The 16836-nt window shown below is 61.6% G+C and carries 15 protein-coding genes; 9 read left to right on the top strand and 6 right to left on the bottom strand.

The genetic code is table 11. The annotated features are described in order from the left end of the window. Nucleotides 1-135: 135 nt before the first annotated feature. Nucleotides 136-1338, top strand: a complete 1203-nt coding sequence (locus ABC729_RS05015; RefSeq protein ID WP_495606547.1) for a pyridoxal phosphate-dependent aminotransferase — start codon at nt 136-138, stop codon at nt 1336-1338. A gap of 91 nt (nt 1339-1429) precedes the next feature. Here ABC729_RS05015 and ABC729_RS05010 read toward each other — a convergent pair whose 3' ends face one another. Then, the gene (locus ABC729_RS05010; RefSeq protein WP_495606546.1) at nt 1430-1663 is read right to left on the bottom strand and encodes a hypothetical protein; all 234 of its coding nucleotides are present in this window, start codon (nt 1661-1663) and stop codon (nt 1430-1432) included. A gap of 101 nt (nt 1664-1764) precedes the next feature. Here ABC729_RS05010 and ABC729_RS05005 point away from each other — a divergent pair, with 101 nt between their 5' ends. From ABC729_RS05005 to rlmH, 4 genes are read left to right on the top strand one after another with little or no spacing between them, the layout of a single operon-like run. Continuing rightward, nucleotides 1765-3039, top strand: coding sequence for a glutamate-5-semialdehyde dehydrogenase (locus tag ABC729_RS05005; protein WP_495606545.1), 1275 nt, complete (start codon nt 1765-1767; stop codon nt 3037-3039). Beyond that, nucleotides 3020-3700, top strand: a complete 681-nt coding sequence (locus ABC729_RS05000; protein ID WP_495606544.1) for a nicotinate-nucleotide adenylyltransferase — start codon at nt 3020-3022, stop codon at nt 3698-3700. The genes ABC729_RS05005 and ABC729_RS05000 overlap by 20 nt, the downstream gene beginning before the upstream one ends. A gap of 12 nt (nt 3701-3712) precedes the next feature. After that, nucleotides 3713-4153, top strand: coding sequence for a ribosome silencing factor (gene rsfS, locus ABC729_RS04995; RefSeq protein ID WP_495606543.1), 441 nt, complete (start codon nt 3713-3715; stop codon nt 4151-4153). Then, nucleotides 4153-4611, top strand: coding sequence for a 23S rRNA (pseudouridine(1915)-N(3))-methyltransferase RlmH (gene rlmH / locus ABC729_RS04990; protein WP_495606542.1), 459 nt, complete (start codon nt 4153-4155; stop codon nt 4609-4611). Before rsfS ends, rlmH begins: the two co-directional genes overlap by 1 nt. Here the strand turns inward: rlmH and ABC729_RS04985 are convergent, their stop codons facing one another. From ABC729_RS04985 to ABC729_RS04975, 3 genes are read right to left on the bottom strand one after another with little or no spacing between them, the layout of a single operon-like run. Then, nucleotides 4612-5301, bottom strand: a complete 690-nt coding sequence (locus ABC729_RS04985; RefSeq protein ID WP_495606541.1) for an MOSC domain-containing protein — start codon at nt 5299-5301, stop codon at nt 4612-4614. After that, nucleotides 5298-5966, bottom strand: coding sequence for a MarR family winged helix-turn-helix transcriptional regulator (locus tag ABC729_RS04980; RefSeq protein ID WP_495606540.1), 669 nt, complete (start codon nt 5964-5966; stop codon nt 5298-5300). The genes ABC729_RS04985 and ABC729_RS04980 overlap by 4 nt, the downstream gene beginning before the upstream one ends. A 51-nt stretch (nt 5967-6017) precedes the next feature. After that, the gene (locus ABC729_RS04975; protein WP_495606539.1) at nt 6018-6974 is read right to left on the bottom strand and encodes an alpha/beta fold hydrolase; all 957 of its coding nucleotides are present in this window, start codon (nt 6972-6974) and stop codon (nt 6018-6020) included. A 134-nt stretch (nt 6975-7108) separates the two neighbouring features. Between ABC729_RS04975 and mnmA the strand changes: the two genes are divergently transcribed. Next, nucleotides 7109-8242: a tRNA 2-thiouridine(34) synthase MnmA gene (mnmA, locus tag ABC729_RS04970; protein ID WP_495606538.1), complete on the top strand. Its 1134-nt coding sequence runs from the start codon at nt 7109-7111 to the stop codon at nt 8240-8242. Between the two features lie 246 nt (nt 8243-8488). Next, the gene (locus tag ABC729_RS04965; RefSeq protein WP_495606537.1) at nt 8489-9334 is read left to right on the top strand and encodes a DUF4238 domain-containing protein; all 846 of its coding nucleotides are present in this window, start codon (nt 8489-8491) and stop codon (nt 9332-9334) included. 187 nt (nt 9335-9521) lie between these two features. Here the strand turns inward: ABC729_RS04965 and mfd are convergent, their stop codons facing one another. Together mfd and ABC729_RS04955 are read right to left on the bottom strand one after the other, a co-directional pair. Beyond that, a complete protein-coding gene (gene mfd / locus ABC729_RS04960; protein WP_495606536.1) occupies nt 9522-13142 on the bottom strand; it encodes a transcription-repair coupling factor in 3621 nt (1206 codons plus the stop codon). Between the two features lie 88 nt (nt 13143-13230). Next, the gene (locus ABC729_RS04955) at nt 13231-13506 is read right to left on the bottom strand and encodes a succinate dehydrogenase assembly factor 2 (protein WP_495606535.1); all 276 of its coding nucleotides are present in this window, start codon (nt 13504-13506) and stop codon (nt 13231-13233) included. A 95-nt stretch (nt 13507-13601) separates the two neighbouring features. Between ABC729_RS04955 and recG the strand changes: the two genes are divergently transcribed. Beyond that, nucleotides 13602-15683, top strand: coding sequence for an ATP-dependent DNA helicase RecG (recG, locus tag ABC729_RS04950; RefSeq protein WP_495606534.1), 2082 nt, complete (start codon nt 13602-13604; stop codon nt 15681-15683). Between the two features lie 116 nt (nt 15684-15799). Beyond that, entirely contained in the window at nt 15800-16768 is a 969-nt protein-coding gene (locus ABC729_RS04945) for a hypothetical protein (protein WP_495606533.1), read from the top strand. Nucleotides 16769-16836: the final 68 nt, after the last annotated feature.

Genomic DNA, 16836 nt, shown 5'->3' with positions numbered 1-16836 from the left:
GATTGTATCAAGGCAGCCCTTCCCCACCCCTGCCCAAAACGCGCGCGTCCTATAACAATCCTGTGCTTGGCGACAATGATCGGGCGCTTTAAGGTCCCTGCCCGGTCACAATCCGTCCCAACCAGGGGAAAATAAATGTCGTTCCTTGCCGACCGCCTGTCCCGCATTAAGCCGTCACCCACCATCGCGGTGACCAGCAAGGCCCGCGCGCTGAAAGCCGCTGGCCGCGATGTGATCGGTCTGGGCGCTGGTGAACCCGATTTCGATACGCCGGAAAATATCCGCGCCGCCGGCATCCGCGCCATCGAGCAGGGCCAGACCCGTTACACCGACGTGGACGGCACGCCGGACCTGAAAAAGGCCATCTGTGCCAAGTTCGCGCGCGAGAACGGCCTGACCTACACGCCCGATCAAGTGACGGTGGGCGTGGGCGGCAAGCAGGTGCTGTACAATGCCCTGATGGCCACGCTGAACCCCGGTGACGAGGTGATCATCCCCGCCCCCTATTGGGTCTCCTACCCGGACATGGTACTGCTGGCCGAAGGTACGCCCGTCACGGTCGCCTGCCCGGCGGAAAACGGCTTCAAGCTGCTGCCAGCCGACCTGGAAGCGGCCATCACGCCGAAGACCAAGTGGCTGATCTTGAACAGCCCGTCCAATCCGACGGGTGCGGCCTATACCGCAGACGAGTTGAAGGCGCTGGGTGAGGTGCTGTTGAAGCACCCCCATGTCTACATCATGACCGACGATATGTACGAACATCTCGTCTATGAGGATTTCAAGTTCACCACCATCGCCCAGGTCGTGCCGGCCCTTTATGACCGCACCCTGACGGTGAATGGCGTGTCCAAGTCCTATTCCATGACCGGCTGGCGCATCGGCTACGCGGCGGGTCCCAAGGCCCTGATCAAGGCCATGGGCATCATCCAGAGCCAGTCGACCAGCAACCCGACCAGCATTTCCCAGGCCGCCGCCGTGGAAGCGCTGAACGGTCCGCAGGATTTCATCAAGGAACGCGCCGCCGTCTTCCAGACGCGCCGCGATCTGGTCGTGTCCATGCTGAACCAGGCATCGGGCCTGAACTGCCCCAACCCGGAAGGCGCCTTCTACGTCTATCCGTCATGTGCCGGCACCATCGGCAAGACGGCACCGACCGGCAAGGTCATTGAGACGGATGAGGATTTCGCGTCCGAACTGCTGGAAGCCGAGGGCGTGGCTGTGGTGCATGGCGCGGCCTTTGGCCTGTCCCCGTTCTTCCGCATTTCTTATGCCACCAGCACCGACGTGCTGGAGGAAGCCTGCACGCGCATTCAGCGCTTCTGCGGCAGCCTGAAGTGACCCGTTAAGCGTCGCATGCAGGCTTCGCCTTTATGCGACCTACGATAACGCCTTGTTTCGTAGGTCGCATAAGCGAAGCGCATGCGACGGCCTACGCCAGGATATCAAGCAGCCGCTCAAAATTCTGCTGATCGGCCTTGATCACGGCGGCACTGATGCCTGCCGTAACTTCTGCCTGTTTCACATCCAGGATCACAGCGGGGTCGGCATTGCCGCTGGCCACGACATCGGCGGCCACCTGTAGCGCTGCCTGCGCGTCCTGAAAGCCTTCAAGGCTGGCGCGGGTCAGGTCGGGCGGGGTGCTGGTGATGGATGAGATCGACATGATGCACAGGATAGCATGGCCGGCATCGGTGTGGCAGGGGTGAAACAGACCTTGCGACGATGTAGGCTGCGTGCCGCACACCGCAACGGGATTTGACCGCCATGGACAGCATCGACCGCCAGGATATCGCCACCATCATGGATGCCCTGGGCCGCCGCGCCCGCGCCGCATCTGCGATTGTCGCGACGGCACCAGCAGACGCGCGGGACAAGGCATTGCGGGTGGCCGCCAACACTCTGCGCGCCCGCACCGCCGACATCCTGGCCGCCAATGCCATGGATATGGATGCGGCCACGGAAAAGGGCCTGTCGGGTGCCATGCTGGACCGGCTGATGCTGAACCCAGCCCGCATCGAGGCCATGGCCAAGGGCCTGGAAGAGATCGCCGACCGGCCCGACCCGCTGGGTGCCGTGCTGGAGCGCTGGGAACGGCCCAATGGCTTACGGTTTGAGAAGGTGCGTGTGCCGCTGGGCGTGATCGCCATTATCTTTGAAAGCCGGCCCAACGTGACCGCCGATGCCGGTGGCCTGTGCCTGAAATCGGGTAATGCCGCCATTCTGCGCGGCGGATCGGAAAGCTTTCATTCCGGTCGCGCCATCCTGGCGGCATTGCATGCGGGGCTGGATGCGGCGGGGCTGCCGCGTGACGCCATCCAGGCCCCGCCTACCACCGACCGCGCCGCCGTGGGCGAATTGCTGACCATGACGCGCTGGATCGACGTGGTGATCCCGCGCGGCGGCAAATCGCTGACGGGGCGGGTGGCCGCCGAAAGCCGGGTGCCGGTGATCTATCACCTGGACGGCATCTGCCATGTCTATCTGGACAAGGATGCCGATGCCGACAAGGCGCGCCGCGTCACGCTGAACGCCAAGATGCGCCGTACCGGCATCTGCGGGGCGGCAGAAACGCTGCTGGTCCATCGTGATGTGGCGGGCCGCCTGCTGCCCCCCATCCTGAACGACCTGATCCAGGCGGGTTGCGAGGTGCGCGGTGATGACGGCGTGCAGGCCCTGGATGCGCGGGTGAAGCCGGCCACGGACGAAGACTGGGACACCGAATATCTGGATGCTATTCTGTCGGTGAAGCTGGTGGACGGTGTGGACGAAGCCATCGATCATATCGGCCGCCATGGCAGCCACCATACCGACAGCATCGTGACAGAGAACGAAGCCACCGCCGACCGGTTTCTGACGCGGGTGGACAGCGGCATCGTCCTGCACAATGCTTCCACCCAGTTCGCCGATGGCGGTGAGTTCGGATTCGGGGCCGAAATCGGCATTTCGACGGGCAAGCTGCATGCACGCGGGCCGGTTGGGGCCGAACAGCTGACCAGCTATAAATATGTGGTACGCGGTGATGGGCACACCCGGCCCTGATCACGCCCGCCCTGCCCTGCCGATGACGCATGGCCACCGCCTACCCACCCCGCCGAAACCGGGGGCGGGCACGCTGTGGCGGGGCTTGCGCGTCGGCCTGCTGGGCGGGTCATTCAACCCCGCGCATGCAGGCCACCGGCATATGTCGCTGATGGCGCTGCGGGCCTTGAACCTGGATCAGGTTTGGTGGCTGGTCAGCCCGCAGAACCCGCTCAAGCCCTTGGATGGCATGGGGAAGCTGTCCGACCGGTTGGCCGGCGCGCGCAAGGTCGCCAACCACCCGCGTATCGTGGTCAGCGACATCGAAACACGGCTGGGCACCCGCTACACGGTCGATACGCTGGCGGCGCTGAAGGCACGGTTCGGGGCCACGAAATTCGTCTGGCTGATGGGGGCCGACAATCTGTGTCAGGTGCCGCGCTGGCGCGACTGGACCCGGATTTTTGACAGCGTGCCGGTTGCGATCTTCCCGCGACATCCCTATTCTACCATTGCGCTGGGCGGCAAGGCTTCCCGGCGTTTTGCCGTTGCGCGTGTGGATGCGCGGCGGGCGGGTGGCCTTGCCGACCTGCCGCCGCCGGTCTGGGTGTTCCTGGACGTTCCTCTGCACCCAGCATCGGCAACGGCGATCCGGCAGGGGCTGGATGGCAAAGGCCTTTAAGGATTGATTTCGGTGAACCAGATCGTGAGCGCAGAGACTTCCCACAACCCGGCCGCCGGCGCCGCCGCCAACGCGGACATGCCGGAGCGCACCCTTGAACTGATCCTGGCCGTTCTGGACGAGGACAAGGCCGAGGACACGATCACCATCGATCTGCGCGGCAAGACCAGCATGGCCGATTATCTGGTCGTCGCCACGGGCAATTCCGCCCGTCAGGTGGGTGCCATGTCCGACCATGTGGCCCGCCGCCTGCGCGACCTGGGCATCCATGTCGGCAACCCCGAAGGCTATCCGCAGTGCGACTGGGTCCTGGTCGACAGCGGTGACGTCATCGTCCACCTGTTCCGCCCGGAAGTACGCGCCTTCTATTGCATTGAGAAGATGTGGGGCGTGGAACCGCCGGCCTCTTTGAAGACGCTGACGGCTGATTTCGACGGCGGGCCGGCCCAGTAATGCGCATCTGGCTGGCCGCTGTCGGCAAGGCCAAACCTGGTGCTGCCCGCGACCTGTTCGAGGAATATAAGGCCCGCATCACCTGGCCGTTTCAGTTGCGCGAGGTGGAAACCAAGAAGCGGCTGGACGGCGATGAGTTGAAGCGGGCGGAGGCGGAACTGCTGCTGGCCTCCCTTCCCCCCGGTGCCACCATCGTGGCGCTCGACGAACGCGGTCGCATGATGGGGTCGGAGGATTTCGCCACCCGCATGGGCCAGTGGCGCGACGCCGCCGTGGGCGATCTGGCCTTTATCATTGGCGGGGCCGACGGGCTGGATGCCAGCATCCGGCAGAAGGCGGCCCTGGTCCTGGCGTTCAGCCCCATGACTTGGCCGCACATGATGGTGCGCGGCATGCTGGCCGAGCAGGTCTACCGGGCGCAGCAGATCCTGGCTGGGCACCCGTACCACCGAGCCTGATCAACCGCCGGACAGCCTTTTCTCCCAATCCTCCACGGAGGCATTGGCCAGCCGGTTGGCGGCCAGACGCTGCAATCCGGCGCTGGCACCCGGCAAGGTGGACAGCTCGGCCAAGGCCTCAGTGTTGAGCGTATCGACATAAAGGGTTCGCAGCGCACGGGCCAGGGTCCAAGCCGGGTTGGGCCGGTCGATCAGGCGCAGCAGGTCCCCCGCCTGTACATCGCCCTCCTCCAGCACGCGATAGTACCAGCCGGTGCGCCCCGTCTTCTGCAGCAGACGCGGCAGGATGGGCAAACCGAAGCGCACGCCCAGTTTCCAGCAAGGCTGCCGCGCCTGGGCAATCTGCAGACGGGCGCCCCCAAGCGCCACCACGTCGCCCAGACAGACATCGGCCTCCGTCAGGCCGGAAACGGACAGGTTCTCCCCAAACGCCCCCGGTGCTGAGAGGTGCGGGGCCATGGACGGTTGCTCCGCAGCCCAGGCGGCATAATGGTCATGGGGGTAAAGATGGATGGCCTTGTCCGGGCCGCCATGCACCTTGGTGTCGCCCACCGCATCGCCGGCCAGCCCCAGGAATGTGGCACGAACGGGGCCAGTGACGGGACGGCGGGCGGCGATGGAACTGGGCACCGCCTTGTCACCCAGCGGCTGTGGCGTACCGGCGAGCAGGTGGGACAGAAGAACGCTCATCGCACCTCTCCCCGATCATTCAGGAATCCGGCCCAGACCTCATCCGCGACGGGTATGGGAGCGGGGGATTGTTCGGGGCAATCCAGGCGCAGATGACGGTCACCCAGCGGCGCACCGACGAAATGGCAATGGTGCGGCTGATCAGACCCCGGATTCACATTCGGCTGGAAGTATTTGCAATCCAAGCACATTTTGCTGGGGGCGATATGGCCGGCCCGTTGCAGCGTGCGGATCAGGCGCAGCATCAGACGCAGCAGCGACAGCTGATCCGATGCCGGCATATCGCCTAACGCATCAATCAGGAACACCGGGCCGCCGCCGAACCGGTCGGCCAATGCCAGCCCGGCGCGGGTGGCAAGCACCAGATTGCCGCGCCCGTCATCCGGGGCCGCGACGCGCGTCGCCAGCCCTTTCTGGATCAGGGTGGTCGTGGCCTCACTGGCGGTGGGGGCCTTCACCCCGATGCGTGCCGCGATGGTGACGGGACGCAGGCCATCAGGATTGTCACGCAGCAGGGTCAGGATACGCGCCTGGGTGGCCGTCAGGCCGTGGGGCGTCGCATCGCGCCAGTCATTGGCTTTCAACGCCGCCGCCACCCGCACAAACCCGTCGGCCAGCCGGTTCGCCGCCGGCTCGCTCAACCGGTCGAACATATCATTGATCACGATGCCCCGCGCATAGGTTGCACCCCGATCTATATTCGGACTCCGATCTTTTTACAAGCCTTGCAGGAAAGCAATCAGAGCCTTGTTCACGGCCTCCGGTGCTTCCTGCTGCACCCAGTGCCCGGCCCCGTCGATCAGGGTGGTGCCGCGATAATCGGTGCAGGTCGTGCCATCCATGGCCCGCAGCGCCTTGTCCATGCCCGGCATGCGCAGCACCCCATCCAACGCACCGGCGATGAAGCAGGCGGGCACGCGGATGGGTGCGCCATGCCAGGGGGCCGTCAGCGCCCAGTTGCGGTCCAGGTTGCGGTACCAGTTCAAGCCGCCCCTATGGCCCGTCCGGCGATAGGCAGCGGCGTAGGTCTGCAGGTCGTCTTCGGTCAGCCAATCAGGCAGGGTTTCGACCGCTGGGCAGGTTTCGATCAGCCCCTGCCCGTCCGGGATCACCAGGGGCCAGCCCTTGCCGGCCGCCGCCGAGGCCCCCGACGCACCGACCAGCAGGCGGCGATGGGTCTCATAGGGGTCGCGTTCCAGATCGGCCTCCGCCACCCCCGGTTCCTGAAACCAGACCATGTAGAAGCGGCTCAGCCCCTGGGCACGCGCCATGCCGACCAGACTGCCGTGGGACCCGCGCGGCGACCAGGGCACGGCCAGCCCCGCCACGGCGCGAAACCGGTCCGGCCGCATCAGGGCGGCGTGCCAAGCGACGGGCGCACCCCAATCATGGCCGATGATGGCGCAGCTTTCGATCTTCAGCGCATCCAGCAGCCCGACCATATCGCCCACCAGATGCAGGATCGTGTAATCCTCCACCGCGTCCGGCGCGTCGGTGCCGCCAAAGCCGCGCATATCGGGTACAATCACCCGGTAGCCGGCGGCCACCAGGGCCGGCACCTGACGCCGCCAGCTATGCCCCAGTTCCGGCCAACCATGGCAGAGCAACAGGGCCGGGCCCTGGCCTTCATCCTGATAGGCGATGGTAATGCCATTGGCCTTGATGCCGGGCATGGGCGATTTCCCCCGATGGTTATTCAAACAAGCGTTTTACACGAGAGGGGGATGCAGGACCAGACGCTTGGCGAATGGCGGCCCCGCAAGGGATGCGCAATTGCCCTGGCCCGGTTTGCCGCTATATAGGGGCCATGAACTCGCTTGGCATTGATAAGGCCCCGGCCGATACCCGTGTCGTCGTCGCCATGTCCGGCGGCGTCGATAGCTCTGTGGCTGCGGCCATGCTGAAGCGCGAAGGCTATGACGTCGTCGGCATCACTTTGCAGCTTTATGATTACGGCATGACGGTCGGCAAGAAGGGTGCGTGCTGTGCCGGCCAGGACATCTATGATGCCCGCCGCGTGGCCGACCAGATCGATATTCCCCATTACGTGCTGGATTACGAAAGCCGGTTCAAGCAATCGGTGATGGATGATTTCGTCGATACCTATCTGAAGGGCGAAACGCCCATCCCCTGCGTCCGCTGCAACCAGACCGTCAAGTTCAAGGATCTGCTGGATCAGGCCCGTGAACTGGGGGCCGATTGCATGGCCACGGGCCATTATGCCCGGCGCGAACTGGTGGATGGCCGGGCCGCCATGCTGCGCGGGGCCGACCATAACCGCGACCAGTCCTATTTCCTGTTTGCCACCACCCAGGAACAGCTGGATTTCCTGCGCTTCCCCCTGGGCGATAAGCCGAAGACCGAAACCCGTGCCATCGCCGACGCCCTGGGTCTGGCCGTCGCGGACAAGCCGGACAGCCAGGATATCTGCTTCGTGCCCACGGGCGGCTACGCCAAGGTCGTGGAAAAGCTGCGCCCCGGTGCCGTGCAACCGGGAGAGATCGTGCATGTCGATGGTACCGTGATGGGCCGTCATGACGGCGTGATCAACTACACGGTGGGTCAGCGCAAGGGTCTGGGCATTGGCGGACGCAAGACGGAAGCCGGCGACGATGTCGATCCGCTTTATGTCGTGCGCGTCGATCCGGTCGCCAATCAGGTGGTGGTGGGTCCCCGCGCCTCCCTGGCCCGCGACAAGGTCATGGTGCGCGAACTCAACTGGCTGGGACCGGACGCGGTCGGTGTGCCCATGCCGGTATCGGTGAAGCTGCGCTCGGCCCAGAGCCCGGCCGCCGCGACACTGGTGCTGCATGGGGACGGCAACGCGGTGGTGGAGCTGGACGCCGCTCAGTACGGCATCTCGCCGGGGCAGGCGGCGGTGTTCTATGACGGCGAACGCATGCTGGGTGGCGGGTGGATCAGCGGGACTGGGGTGCGGTGATGGGCCGTAGGTCAGGTCGAGGGCAAAGCCCGAGCCCTGACATCAATGGCACCGTCGCCGTGAAAGTTCTTTACGATCCCTCTAGATTTCAAGAAATACTTATAATATATTTAAAAGCATCGCAAAAAATCTTCCATCCACGATTTAATATTAACCATAGAACTGTGAATGTCGCACCAACAGGAAGATAAGATGAGAAAACTATTTGCGAATGAAAGATTAACCTGAACGGCACAGGAGGTCATTGTGCGCAATCACTATGTTCCACAGTTTTTGCTGCGATTTTGGACTTCGCCTCAAGACAGACATTTGCAGATTTATCACATTACAGGTACCGGTATTCATCCAACCCGTAAAGCACCCAAAAGCACTGGTTACGAAGAGGACATGCTATCGCTCACCCGCGATGAGGTCGCCGGCATAAAAAAGTATGACATTGAAACAATCGTATTTAGCAAAGTTGATAATGACGCTGCCCTAGTTCACAAAAGACTATGCAATGGACAGATTAAGTCACTCTCGCATGATGAACGTTGTTCTTGGGTCCGGTTCGTCATGTCACTCCGTATACGTGATCCAAATATAGTACATTCTTTAATCCAAGATGCAGATAGGCATCTACGTAAATCACTTTCTGAAAATCCAGAAGAATATGAACAAATTATATCCGAAGAGGAATTACCCTCACTGGAAGAATGGACGGAGCAGTGTTTCCCAGGACTCATCGAGAATTTCGGACTATCGTTCTTTCCCGACCTATTGAATGATCAAAAAATAGGAAATTACCTTTTACGATTGCGTTGGTGGATATGTGATGTGTCAGAGGCAAGGAATACCCTTTTATTAGGAGATCGCCCTTGTATTTTCTTTGGCGACATTGAGAGCCCAAACTTAGCCGTGGCACTACCAATTGCCCCGAACAGACTGTTTGTCGCCACACGAGGAGAAATTTTGGCGAATGGTCTGCCTCGTGTTAAACCGACATCGCTCGTGGCCCGAGTGAATAATGCCACTGTCAGACAGGCTAAACAGTACGTCTACGACCGTGACGCTACGAGCTTGCGCTTCGTTCAAAATCGTCGTGGAATATAGAGTTTTGCAAAATTCCTACACAACTACAATCTCTGCAAAATTAATTAATGATAATAGCTAGTTTTAGCTGGCGTTTGTTGCACTTTCCTGCTTCCGCTTCTCCGCAATCATGGCTTCGACCTCAGCCATTGCGGCGAGCGTTTCCTTGTTGGGCTTTTTCGGCTTGGCAATTTTACTGCTCATGATCTCACCAGCTTCTCTTCGCAGCCCCGAAGGGCGGCCGCTTCACCAGCGGCTTTGGTGGCGGAGGGGGTGGAGGCGGCGGTGGGGGAGGTAGATCGGCGGTGACCCGTTCGCCCGCCGCCATCTGGGCCAGCGCCTGCATCAGGGTGCGGGCGCCGGCCATGCGGGTTTCATCACTGTCCCAGGGGCGTAGGAAAACCAGCTTATGGTCGGTGGGACGCAGCTTGGCGGTACCGGCCTGTTTTTGAATGAATTCAACGAGTTTGGCTGGATTCTTGAAACTGTTGTTGCGGAAGCCGACGGTGGCACCCTTCGGCCCCGCGTCCAGGTTAGACACCCCCGCATCCTTGCACAGGCGCTTGATCTCCATCAGGCGAAGCAGATTGTCGACCTCCGGCGGCATCTTGCCGAACCGGTCGATCAGTTCCACGCCAAACGCCTCTACCTCTTCCTTGCTGTCCAGGTCGGACAGGCGGCGATAGAGGGTCAGGCGCACACCCAGGTCGGGAACGTAGCTGTCAGGGATGAGAACGGGCATGCCCAGCGCGATCTGCGGCGACCAGGCATCCTCCGCCACCTGCAGGTCAGACAGGCCGCCTCTGGCGGCCTCCACCGCTTCCTCCAGCATCTGCTGGTAAAGCTCTACGCCAACCTCACGGATCTGGCCCGATTGTTCCTCGCCCAGCAGATTGCCAGCCCCGCGGATATCCATGTCGTGGCTGGCCAGTTGGAAGCCCGCCCCCAGACTGTCCAGCGTTTCCAGCACATGCAGACGCTGCTGCGCCGTGGCCGACAGGACTGTCTTGGGCTGATAGGTCAGGTAGGCATAGCCACGCACCTTGGACCGGCCCACGCGGCCCCGGATTTGGTAAAGCTGCGCCAGACCGAACAGGTCGGCGCGGTGGACGATCATGGTGTTGGCGCGGGGAATATCCAGGCCGCTTTCAATGATGTTGGTGGCCAGCAGCACGTCATATTTGCCATCGTCGAAGGCCGTCATCACGTCCTCCAACTCAGTCGCCGCCATCTGACCATGGGCCGTGACCAGCTTCACCTCTGGCACCAGCTCTTCCAGCCGCACCCGCACCTTATCCAGGTCTTCTACGCGCGGACAGACATAGAAACTTTGCCCGCCCCGGTGATGTTCGCGCAAAATCGCCTCGCGGATCACGACGGGATCAAAAGGCAGGACGAAGGTACGCACGGCCAGACGGTCCACAGGCGGCGTGGCAATCACCGACAATTCGCGCACGCCCGACAAAGCCAGTTGCAGGGTACGCGGGATCGGCGTGGCCGACAGGGTCAGCACATGCACATCGGCACGCAGTTCCTTCAACCGTTCCTTCTGCTTCACGCCGAAATGCTGTTCCTCATCCACAATCACCAGGCCCAGGCGTTTGAAATCCAGGCTCTTGCCCAGCAATGCGTGCGTCCCGATGACGATATCCACGGTGCCGTCGGAAACGCCCTGCTTGGTCAGGTTGGCATCCTTGGTGGTCACCATGCGCGACAGCTGACCAATGCGCACGGGCAAGCCCGCAAACCGCGCCTCGAACGTGCGGGAATGCTGTCGCGCCAGCAGGGTGGTGGGAACCACCACGGCCACCTGCCGCCCCGCCATGACGGCCAGGAATGCGGCGCGCAGCGCCACCTCCGTCTTGCCGAAACCGACATCGCCGCAGATCAGGCGGTCCATCGGCTTGCCCGACCCCATATCCTCGATCACATCGTCGATGGCCCGCAACTGGTCGTCGGTCTCGGCATAGGGGAAGCGGGCGCAGAACTCATCCCAGGCGCCATCGGGAATGGGCACAGCATCAGCCCGGCGCAGCGCGCGTTCGGCGGCGATACGCAGCAGGGCATCGGCCATGTCCTTCAGGCGGCGCTTGACGCGGGCCTTGCGCGACTGCCAGCCGGCTCCGCCCAGCTTGTCCAGCGTGGCCCCCGCCTCCTCACTGCCATAGCGGGAAAGGACCTCGATATTCTCGACCGGCACATACAGCTTGTCGCCGCCATCATAGATGAGGCGCAGGCAATCATGCGGTGCGCCGCCGACGGTCAGGGTTTCCAGCCCATCATATTTGCCGATGCCATGGTCGATATGGACCACGAAATCGCCCTGGTTCAGCGACGCCGCCTCGGCAATGAAATTGGCGTTGCGGCGCTTCTTCTTTGATCCCGCCCGCACCAGACGGTCGCCCAGAATATCCTGTTCGGTGATCACGGCCAGACCGGGTGCGGTAAAGCCATGGTCCAGCGGAAGGACGGCCAGCGCCGTGGTGCCCTTGTCCAGGGTGGCCAGTTCAGCCCAGGCGTCCACAGTCTTCAGCCGCGTCAGCCCATGTTCCTTCAGCACCGACAGCAGCCGGTCGCGCGACCCGGTCGTGTAGCCGGCAATGACACTGGTGCGCCCATCGCGGGTCAGCGCCTCAATATGCTCGCGCAGCACGTCATAGACATTGACGCCGGACTGCACGCGGGCATCGGCGAAATCCCGGCCCTTGCGCCCACCGCCATCGACCATGTCCTTGTTGGACGTTTCGCCTTCAATGGCGGCGAAGGGCGACAGCTGCGCTACGGCGCGCACGGCCAGATGCCGATCAAACGTGTCGCCATCCAGGAACAGCAGGGAGGGCGGGATGGGCTTATAGGCCGGATTGCCGGATTTCTTCTCCGCCTCCACCATCGTCCGGCGGGCGTTATAGAAATCCTGGATCTGTTCCAGCCGCTCGTCCCTGGCCTGCTCGACATTGGGGTCCAGCGTCACCGACGCGTCGGGCAGATAATCAAACAGGGTTTCCATGGAGCTGTGGAACAAGGGCAACCAATGTTCCATGCCCGCATGCTTACGCCCCGCACTCACCGCCTCATACAGCGGATCATCATCCATGACGGCGCCGAAATGTTCGCGATAGCCGGTGCGGAAGCGCTGGATCGACATTTCATCCAGGAACACCTCTGACATCGGCGTCAGCAGGAAGCCGTCCCGCTTTTCCACCGTCAGCTGCGTCATGGGATCAAAGCTGCGTACCCCGTCCAGGTCATCGCCGAACAGGTCCAGGCGCAGGGCCTCCCCGCTGCCGGGCGGGAACAGGTCGATGATACCGCCGCGAATGGCGAACTCCCCCGGTTCCCGCACCGTCTGCGCGCGGATATAGCCATTCTGAGACAGGAAGCGCTGCAGCTCCGCCACATTGATGCGGGCCCCGACCTTGGCCGCGAAGCTGGCATTACGGAACGCCAGACGGGGGGGCAGCTTTTGCACTACCGCATTGACGGTGGTCAGCACCAGGAAGGGCTTGCCGGCATTGGGCCGCAGCAGGCGGGTCAGGGTGGTGATGCGCTGGGCGACGATCTCCCCATTGGGAGAGATGCGGTCATAGGGCAGCACGTCCCAGGCGGGGAAATGCAGCACATCCACATCCGGCGCGAAGAAGGACACCACATCGGCCAGCCGTGCGGCGCGGGCATCGTCGTTGGCGATATGCAGCAGCCCCGCAGATCCCCCGCGTTTGGCCAGCGCCGCCAGCAGGCGCGCATCCTGCCCGTCCGGCGCGCCGGACAGCAGCAGGCGGCGCGGATGGCCCAGGTTCAGGGCAATATCGGGCGTGGGGATCATGGTCATGACGCGTGGCTTTGCGGCTATCGGCGCGGGGGCCGCCTGTATAGCAGGGAACACAGGCAATGGGAACAAAAGGGGGACGAAAATCCCCTTACCGATACCGATGCGCCTTCAGCATGTCCATCAGCGCATCATCCCATTCCGGCGGGGTCGGTTCCTGGCCCGTGATCCAGTTGTAGAGATCGGGGTCAGACAGTTCCAACAGCACCTCGAACCGGTCCACCAGCGCTTCATCCATCGTCGCGATATGCTTGCGCGCGAAGCTGCCCAATAGCAGGTCCATCTCCTTGGTCCCGCGATGGTCGCTGCGGAAGATCAGACGCTTGCGGCGGGGGGACAGGTCGGCATCGGGAAGATCGATCATCATCTTGGTTCCGGTTTGAAGCTGGGCTTTGATATAGAACGTGGTGGGGCGGCTGTCAGCCGTCCCCTGCCCCGTTCGTGTCAGATAGGGTCAAGCCCTTGCGTCCTGCCATCCTGTTTCCCCTCTTCGCACCCGTGACCAGCCTGCCCGGCCTGGGCCCACGCCTTGGCAAGCTGGCGGAAAAGCTGGCCGGCCCGCATGTGGTGGACCTGCTGTGGCACAAGCCCACAGGCGTGGTGGACCGTATCCAGGTGCCCAGCATTGCCGAGGCGCCCGACGGGCGGCATGTGGTGCTGACGGTCCGGGTGGATGGGCATATGCCATCGCTGACGCCCAGCCGCCCCTATCGCATCCGCTGTACCGACCATACGGGGTCGATGGATCTGGTCTATTTCCATATCAAGGGCGACTGGCTGGAAAAGAAGCTGCCCGTGGGGACCAAAATCACCGTCTCCGGCAAAGCGGAATATTACAATAACCATCTTCAGATCGCCCATCCCGACCATGCCGCCCCCGCCGATGAAGGCGCGCCGCCATCGGCCACCGAACCCACCTACCCCCTGACCGGCGGGTTGAACCCCAAGCCCCTGCGCACCGCCATCCAGGCGGCCTTGACCCGCACCCCGGAACTGCCGGAATGGCAGGATGCGGCGTGGCTAAAGGCGCGGGACTGGCCGGACTGGCACAGCGCGCTGACCCGCCTGCACCACCCGGTGGATGAGGCGGATATCAACCCGCTGGGGCCGGTGCGTCAGCGGCTGGCCTTTGACGAACTGCTGGCCAATCAGCTGGCCCTGGTTCTGGTCCGGGCACAGCAGCGCAAATTGTCGGGCCGGGTGACGGCGGGTGATGGGCGGTTGCGCGATGCCGTCACCGCCGCCCTGCCCTATCGCCTGACGGGGGCGCAGGAACGCTCCCTGGCGGAGATTTACGCCGACATGGAAGACCCGTCGCGCATGCTGCGCCTGTTGCAGGGCGATGTGGGCAGCGGCAAGACCATCGTGGCCCTGATGTGCATGCTGAACGCCGTGGAAACCGGCGCACAGGCAGCCTTGATGGCACCCACGGAAATCCTGGCGCGGCAGCATGCGGAAACGCTGGCCCCCCTCTGTGATGCGGCGGGCGTGCGCATGGCCGTCCTGACAGGGCGGGACAAGGGCAAGGCGCGGGCGGCCTTGCTGGAGCGGCTGGCGGCGGGGGAGATCGACATTCTGGTCGGGACCCACGCCCTGTTTCAGGACGAGGTGACGTTCGCCGATCTGGCCATCGCCGTCATCGATGAACAGCATAAGTTCGGCGTGCATCAACGCCTGCAACTGGCGGCCAAGGGGCGCGGGGTCGACACGCTGGTGATGACCGCCACCCCCATCCCCCGCACCCTGACCCTGACCGTCTATGGCGACATGGACGTATCCCGCCTGGACGAAAAGCCGCCGGGGCGGCAGCCGGTGAAAACCGTGGTCATGCATGCCGACCGGTTGGAGGAGGTGGCGGGCGGCCTCAACCGCGCCATCGCATCGGGCCAGCGCATCTATTGGGTCTGCCCCTTGGTGGAGGAAAGCGAACAGGTCGATCTGGCCGCCGCCACCCACCGCCACGCCACCCTGGTGGAACGGTTGGGCGACCGCGTCGGCCTGATCCATGGCAAGATGAAGGGGCCGGACAAGGACAAGGTCATGGCCGATTTCGCCGAAGGCCGCCTGGACGTCCTGGTCGCCACCACAGTAATCGAGGTGGGCGTGAACGTGCCCGAAGCCACGATCATGGTCATCGAACATGCCGAACGTTTCGGCCTGGCCCAGTTGCATCAGCTGCGCGGCCGCGTGGGGCGCGGCACGGGGGCCAGTACCTGCCTGCTGCTCTATTACCAACCACTGGGAGAGGTGGCGCGGCAGCGGTTGCAGGTGATGAAGGACACCGAAGACGGCTTCATCATCGCGGAGAAGGACCTGGAACTGCGCGGTGCCGGCGAAATGCTGGGCACCAAACAGTCGGGCATCCCGGAATTCCGGCTGGCCGATGTGGCGGTGCATGGCGAATTGCTGGCCGTGGCACGGGATGATGCGCGGTTGATCATCACCCGCGACCCGGACTTGGAGACAGAGCGCGGGCAGGCACTGCGGACGCTGCTCTATCTGTTTGAGCGGGATGCGGCGGTGAAGTATCTGCGGTCAGGGTGAGGGTTGGACTCACTTAAAAAAGCTAAAAATATTGAAATAGCAAATTACAGGCACTATATACGCAGAGAGGGTCTATTGGACACATTATTGAAGAATCCAAATTCAAGAGAATAACAATGAACTCACTACTAAAAAGCCTCCCCTTGCCGATTCCCGATCAAAAAAGAAAGTCAAACCCCATTAATGGCAGGGATGCCGAAACATTTGCTGCTATGCGATTGGCTGTAGCTTGTCGAGGTGAGGTTCGCTGGGGGTCTCGTGAAGAAGATGGAAACAAGATTGACGTTATCGTCTCCTGTGAACATCCGTGGTTTGAGAATGAAAGAATGTTTATTCTGTCTCAGATTAAATCCGGTCAGAGTTATGGGGAAAAAGTAGCCAATGGCTTTAAGTTAAAGATGGCAGCTGTATCAGCCGCCAAGAGAACATCGCATTCTATATGCGTGATTTGGGTGGACAGAGAAAATAATTGTGGATATTGGGCGTATATTCATCACAATACAAAATCAATTACTCACGAATATCGCTCATATCACACCCTTAGCCCAGCCACATTATATGATTTAGCGAGGTGTATGAACAAAACACACACTCCCAAAGGCGGGGGAGGCGTAATAATAAGGCAAAGAATCGGCGACATCAGAAAAAGGAGGAAACATGTAAGATCGATTTACCAGAAAGTAGAAAAAATTCTATCTCCAGCAGTGGGACACATCGAATTTACCCGAACCGGATGGAGGCACATGCTTCGTAGAGATCGAGCGCTTGAAAATAAGCAGTCAAGTCTTGATACAATCCCATATTTACCAGAATTACTAAAAAGAAATCCAAGTGAAATCGCCCTTGCAGACACCAGCGAAGAGGAAATGAGCAATTACATATATCGGAAAACTGAAATTATCTTAAAATATTTTAATGTAACTATTTTAGACAAAGAAAAAACTCAAAAGAAAAACAACCAAGTAGTTGCAAGAGTTGTCGAAGAGATACGATATCCAAAAGATTGGATTAACACATCGATGCTAAGCCAAAAGATTGAAAGGAGAGTAGTTTTAAAGTCAGCTTATCACAAAGAAATGAAATGACTACGGGCTGCCAACGCCTGCTCACATGGTCTATCGTTAAAGGCCCGCTTTGCGAGACAAACCTCTAA

It is taken from the genome of Niveispirillum sp. CC-CTL257 (assembly GCF_059489915.1).
The sequence above is the reverse complement of the archived record's forward strand: the minus strand, read 5'-3'. Positions and strand labels throughout refer to the sequence as shown.

Bases quoted from the DNA above. Each gene is read 5' to 3' on its own strand.
- mnmA (WP_495606538.1), top strand. From the start codon at position 7,109: ATGAACTCGCTTGGCATTGATAAGGCCCCGGCCGATACCCGTGTCGTC.
- ABC729_RS05015 (WP_495606547.1), top strand. From the start codon at position 136: ATGTCGTTCCTTGCCGACCGCCTGTCCCGCATTAAGCCGTCACCCACC.
- ABC729_RS05005 (WP_495606545.1), top strand. From the start codon at position 1,765: ATGGACAGCATCGACCGCCAGGATATCGCCACCATCATGGATGCCCTG.
- rlmH (WP_495606542.1), top strand. From the start codon at position 4,153: ATGCGCATCTGGCTGGCCGCTGTCGGCAAGGCCAAACCTGGTGCTGCC.
- ABC729_RS05000 (WP_495606544.1), top strand. From the start codon at position 3,020: ATGGGCACACCCGGCCCTGATCACGCCCGCCCTGCCCTGCCGATGACG.
- ABC729_RS05010 (WP_495606546.1), bottom strand. From the start codon at position 1,663: ATGTCGATCTCATCCATCACCAGCACCCCGCCCGACCTGACCCGCGCC.
- ABC729_RS04945 (WP_495606533.1), top strand. From the start codon at position 15,800: ATGAACTCACTACTAAAAAGCCTCCCCTTGCCGATTCCCGATCAAAAA.
- ABC729_RS04955 (WP_495606535.1), bottom strand. From the start codon at position 13,506: ATGATGATCGATCTTCCCGATGCCGACCTGTCCCCCCGCCGCAAGCGT.
- ABC729_RS04985 (WP_495606541.1), bottom strand. From the start codon at position 5,301: ATGAGCGTTCTTCTGTCCCACCTGCTCGCCGGTACGCCACAGCCGCTG.
- mfd (WP_495606536.1), bottom strand. From the start codon at position 13,142: ATGACCATGATCCCCACGCCCGATATTGCCCTGAACCTGGGCCATCCG.
- ABC729_RS04975 (WP_495606539.1), bottom strand. From the start codon at position 6,974: ATGCCCGGCATCAAGGCCAATGGCATTACCATCGCCTATCAGGATGAA.